This is a genomic window from Bacteroidales bacterium (assembly GCA_018334875.1).
Classification (GTDB): domain Bacteria; phylum Bacteroidota; class Bacteroidia; order Bacteroidales; family UBA12077; genus JAGXLC01.
In genome coordinates this window covers 1-4,018 of the sequence record JAGXLC010000373.1, presented here as the reverse complement: position 1 = coordinate 4,018, position 4,018 = coordinate 1, and the positions used below count along the sequence as shown (strand labels likewise).

Sequence of the window (4,018 nt, the reverse complement as noted above, 5' to 3'; positions counted from 1 at the left end):
TCTTTTTCTGAAAACATTGACAATACCTTACGCCCGGTTCAACATACGGGAATCGTGAAAATCGACTATACTTCCCGGCCAAATGAACGGTGGAATTTTGCTGCAGGAGCAAAAGGAAGGCTCAGGCAAATGGAAGACAGGAACCAAAAGAGCTTTTCCTATCATGAAGACATCCTGGCTGGTTACGGTAAGATTTCGTTTACTGCCTCTCCCCTTTTTATAAGTGCGGGAACCCGCGTTGAAAAATCGGTCTCCGGCATGCCGGATCGGTTTGATTACAACGATCTCGCATGGTTGCCTTCTGCCAATATAAGCTATCAGCTAAACAAGAAACAGAACATAAAGCTGGCCTTTAGGCGGACCGTACACCGGCCAAACATCTATCAGCTTAATCCGGCTGTTTCAGTAAACGACCCGTTTGCTATCCATAGCGGCAATCCTCGCCTGCAAAACGAAACCAGTGATGAAATATCGCTCACCTACTCGCTCAGATCGGCCCAAAATTATCTCTCGGGCCGGTTATTCTACAATAAATCCTCCCGGGTATTCAACGACCTGATGTTTGTCAACAACAATACCCTGGTTACAGAAGCGCACAACATGGGAGGTTTTCACAGGTATGGGCTTCAATTTAAAGGTGCATTAAAACCATTCAATTTCTTCTCAATGAATCCCTATTTCAGGATATATGAAATTGAAACCTTTACCAACAAGATGTCAGAGCAATACAACATATTCCCTGTTCGTGATGTTGGGTATGAGTCGGGATTATCAGCGGTATTCAGCTTGAAATATGGCATCACAGCCTCAATGATGTTTCAATACAACAGTCCGGAAGTGCGCATGCAAAAGGTTGCTTTTGAAGATGCGCTCTATTTTATGGGAATAGAGAAAAAAATCAGCAAAAATTTCCGTGCAGGGATCAAAACGGCCATTCCATTCAAGCGTAATTTCACCTATTATGGGGAAGAGATAGAGGGAAAAAACTTTTACAGGCATTCAGCCGGTGACATCCGGATGTCTACTTTCCCGGTTTGGTTCAGGCTAAGCTACAGGTTTGCCTCGGGCAAAACAATTGAGCATATCGGCCGGGAAAAAGAGAAAGTAGAAAAATTTAGGGATAAGGGATTTTAACAACTGCTTCCTAAGGCAATACAATGACCCTTTCGACTCAATCAATTGAATGATCAGATGAATCAATGGCATCTTCAGGTGAATCAATTGAATATTAAGGTAACACAATGGCAGCATAAACTGAAACAATGGCAGCTTGACCTGAAGCAATGACATGCCAAACTGAAACAATGGCAGCTTGACCTGAAACAATGGCAGTCCAAGTTAAAGCAATGGCAGCTCAGAGCGAAACAATGACAGTTTAGAGCGGAACAACCGGATCTGGACCTGAAACAATGGCAGCTTGATATCGATCAATTGATGCTTAAGATGAAACAATCGAATCTTAAAGCCAGGCATAGGAAGTTTAAGATCAATCGAAGGGGTTGGCAGCGGAAAAAGTCTTAACCCGTCCGACCGAAATACCTGAGGTTATTGATTAAAATCACTCGAAAGTAGTTGCATTTAGCCAGCTTTGTTAAGTTAGGCGGGTATCGGTCAAACGGGGTGCGAGGGGCAAAGTTTGTTCCTCGCCGTCTCAATCTTCTTTCTTATTCCAACAGCACTTCTTATATTTCTTTCCGCTTCCGCAAGGGCAGGGATCATTCCGGCCTATTTTGGGGTTGTGTTTTACCGGGGTGACTTCAGGCGTATCTTCGGGCGTATCTTCGGGCATCAATTCAGGTTCGTATGTTTCCTGCAGATCATCGTCGTAATCATCATTATAATTATAAAGATACCAGTTCTCCAGGATATAATCATACTGCTGATAGATGGAGAGAATATCTTCTTTCCACCGAGACCCCTCATCTTTTACAATATCTTCATGAATTTCCTCGCGGTCACCACAGATATCTTCATTGACATATCCGGCATCAAACAGTTTATCAATCACCGGAAGCAATTCTTTAAGATTCGCCTCCATGATATCGCACATTATAAAACCAATAAGATCGCTATCTACCAGGTTTACTTTTTGGGGATCCAAAAAATTTGTTAAAATGCTATTATACCAGGTAATAATTTGTTCTTTAAGTTCGGGATGATGAAAATAATACTGAATCACTGCTTCGGAAACAGCACTTTTTGCATAAGTGTACACGCCCGGTTCAAGCATAAAGTTTTGAAGGACTTCAAGGTTATTTTCGCTCAATTTATACAGGGGCAGCCAGAGTACTTCCCGAATTAAATCCCCATACCAGGATTCAATAAACTCTTCTCCCTGTCTGAAGGTCTCGAGAATATCATTTAATGCTTCACGGGCTTCCAGTTCACCCAACAAAAAAGCAGCATGTACGGGAAAAGACAGCGATTTGTAGTCATCCTCCCCTATTTCCGCCTGGAATTCAAAATACTCATGACGGCGAATGGAATCCTGCAGAACTTTTCGAAGATCATCAATCACTGATTCCCGGGGCAATTCTAAAATCTCTGCCAAAATATCCCGGTCAATCTCAAAATCATCTTTATAAAGCTCATGGATCTCCTGATGCTTAAACTCGGGGGGCTGATCGGTTTGAACCGATTGATCGTGTCCTGAAAATTCAGGTTTTATACGGGTATCCGCCTCTTCCCGGTATCTATCTCGAGCCATTTGCAATTCGGTCTCCAGTATTAAATAAGCAGCCTCTTCAGTGTCTTCATCATCGGGAGCAATATCCTGAAGTATGTCAAGTCGTGATTCTGCAGCCTCCAGGTCACCAACAGCAGTAAAATACATAATGGCAGTTTTATAAAATGAAACGACCTCGGCCAGGTGAAACATCTCCCTGTCAGGATACATTTCTTTTATTTCCATGGCTTCTCCCAAAACTTCCGGCATCTTTTCATATTCTTCCCTGGTGTAGTATTCGATGGCTTTAAGCACAAAAGCAAAAATATAACCGGGATGTTCTTGCATTATCCAATCATTCACCTCAATACTTTTCTCTTCATTGCCAGAATTTCCCCAGGCAATTGATAAATAATTTTTCAATTGCGCTACATTTGGGTACTGTTTAATTTTACGGTTAAGATATTCAATATTCTTCAGTCCCCCTTTTTCTGCTTTGCGATTTAACTGTCTCATCTGATCCCGTAATTCAGGAGGAACCTCTAGTATTTTAGCTAAAAAGTCAGGATCTGTGGTGATTTCGAAGTCGTATTGTTTATATCGTTCGTCCATTTTGGCTGCTTTTTGTTCTTCTAAATTATAAAGGAATATATTATTTTCAGTATTTTTGAAAAACAAATATAAATCAAGCACGTTTAAATCTATAAATTGGCAATTATAAGAAATATGAATACGTCGGATCTCAAACTTGAATTGTTTCGTAAAATAGACAATTTAAACGATGAAGAAATAAAAAAATGTTATAATCCCATTTTATCACTTTTAAAATCATCAGGACAATACGCCTTGAATTCAAATGAAAAAGAAGCCATTGAGGAAGCATTGGAATACAGCAAAAAAGAAAAAACACTTTCCCATGATGAAGTAATTCAGGAAGCAAAGAAAAAATATCCCAACCTGAATATCAAATGAGAGAAATAAGGTGGAACCACCTGGCTAAAGAAGATTTCTATAACACCATTGATTTTTTATTGGAGAATTGGTCAGAAAAAGAAGCACAAGTTTTCATTGATGAGGTCTATGAAATCATCTTTATTCTCCAACAAGGCAATGTAGACTTTCAACATACAGACCTACCAGGAATAAGAAGATGCGTTATAAGAAAGCAAATTACCTTATTTTACAAAATTATTGATGATAACACCATTGACCTGCTGAGGTTTTGGAATTCTTCCCACGTATCCTATTTTATTTCATTCCTACGCAATTCCATAAACCAGGGTATACCTTATAATCCCGCGTTATTCGCGGGGCACTGAAAATCACCTATAACTGAAATTCCGAGAAGAGTAA

Annotated in this window: 4 protein-coding genes; 3 read left to right on the top strand and 1 reads right to left on the bottom strand. The window is 40.2% G+C overall.

The annotated features are described in order from the left end of the window. Nucleotides 1-1,134 (top strand): TonB-dependent receptor family protein (locus KGY70_18275; GenBank protein MBS3777148.1); only part of this gene is annotated, 1,134 nt, incomplete at its 5' end. Nucleotides 1,135-1,651: 517 nt separating this feature from the next. Here the strand turns inward: KGY70_18275 and KGY70_18270 are convergent. Further along, complete coding sequence (locus KGY70_18270) at nucleotides 1,652-3,277, bottom strand: DUF1186 domain-containing protein (protein MBS3777147.1); 1,626 nt, start codon at nucleotides 3,275-3,277, stop codon at nucleotides 1,652-1,654. Between the two features lie 114 nt (nucleotides 3,278-3,391). Between KGY70_18270 and KGY70_18265 the strand changes: the two genes are divergently transcribed. Both KGY70_18265 and KGY70_18260 read left to right on the top strand, forming a co-directional pair. After that, nucleotides 3,392-3,637, top strand: a complete 246-nt coding sequence (locus tag KGY70_18265) for a hypothetical protein (protein ID MBS3777146.1) — start codon at nucleotides 3,392-3,394, stop codon at nucleotides 3,635-3,637. Then, nucleotides 3,634-3,984 carry a type II toxin-antitoxin system RelE/ParE family toxin gene (locus tag KGY70_18260; GenBank protein MBS3777145.1) on the top strand — a complete coding sequence of 117 codons (351 nt, stop codon included), beginning with the start codon at nucleotides 3,634-3,636 and terminating at the stop codon, nucleotides 3,982-3,984. The genes KGY70_18265 and KGY70_18260 overlap by 4 nt, the downstream gene beginning before the upstream one ends. Nucleotides 3,985-4,018 lie beyond the last annotated feature (34 nt).

Bases quoted from the DNA above. Each gene is read 5' to 3' on its own strand.
- KGY70_18270 (MBS3777147.1), bottom strand. From the start codon at position 3,277: ATGGACGAACGATATAAACAATACGACTTCGAAATCACCACAGATCCT.
- KGY70_18265 (MBS3777146.1), top strand. From the start codon at position 3,392: ATGAATACGTCGGATCTCAAACTTGAATTGTTTCGTAAAATAGACAAT.
- KGY70_18260 (MBS3777145.1), top strand. From the start codon at position 3,634: ATGAGAGAAATAAGGTGGAACCACCTGGCTAAAGAAGATTTCTATAAC.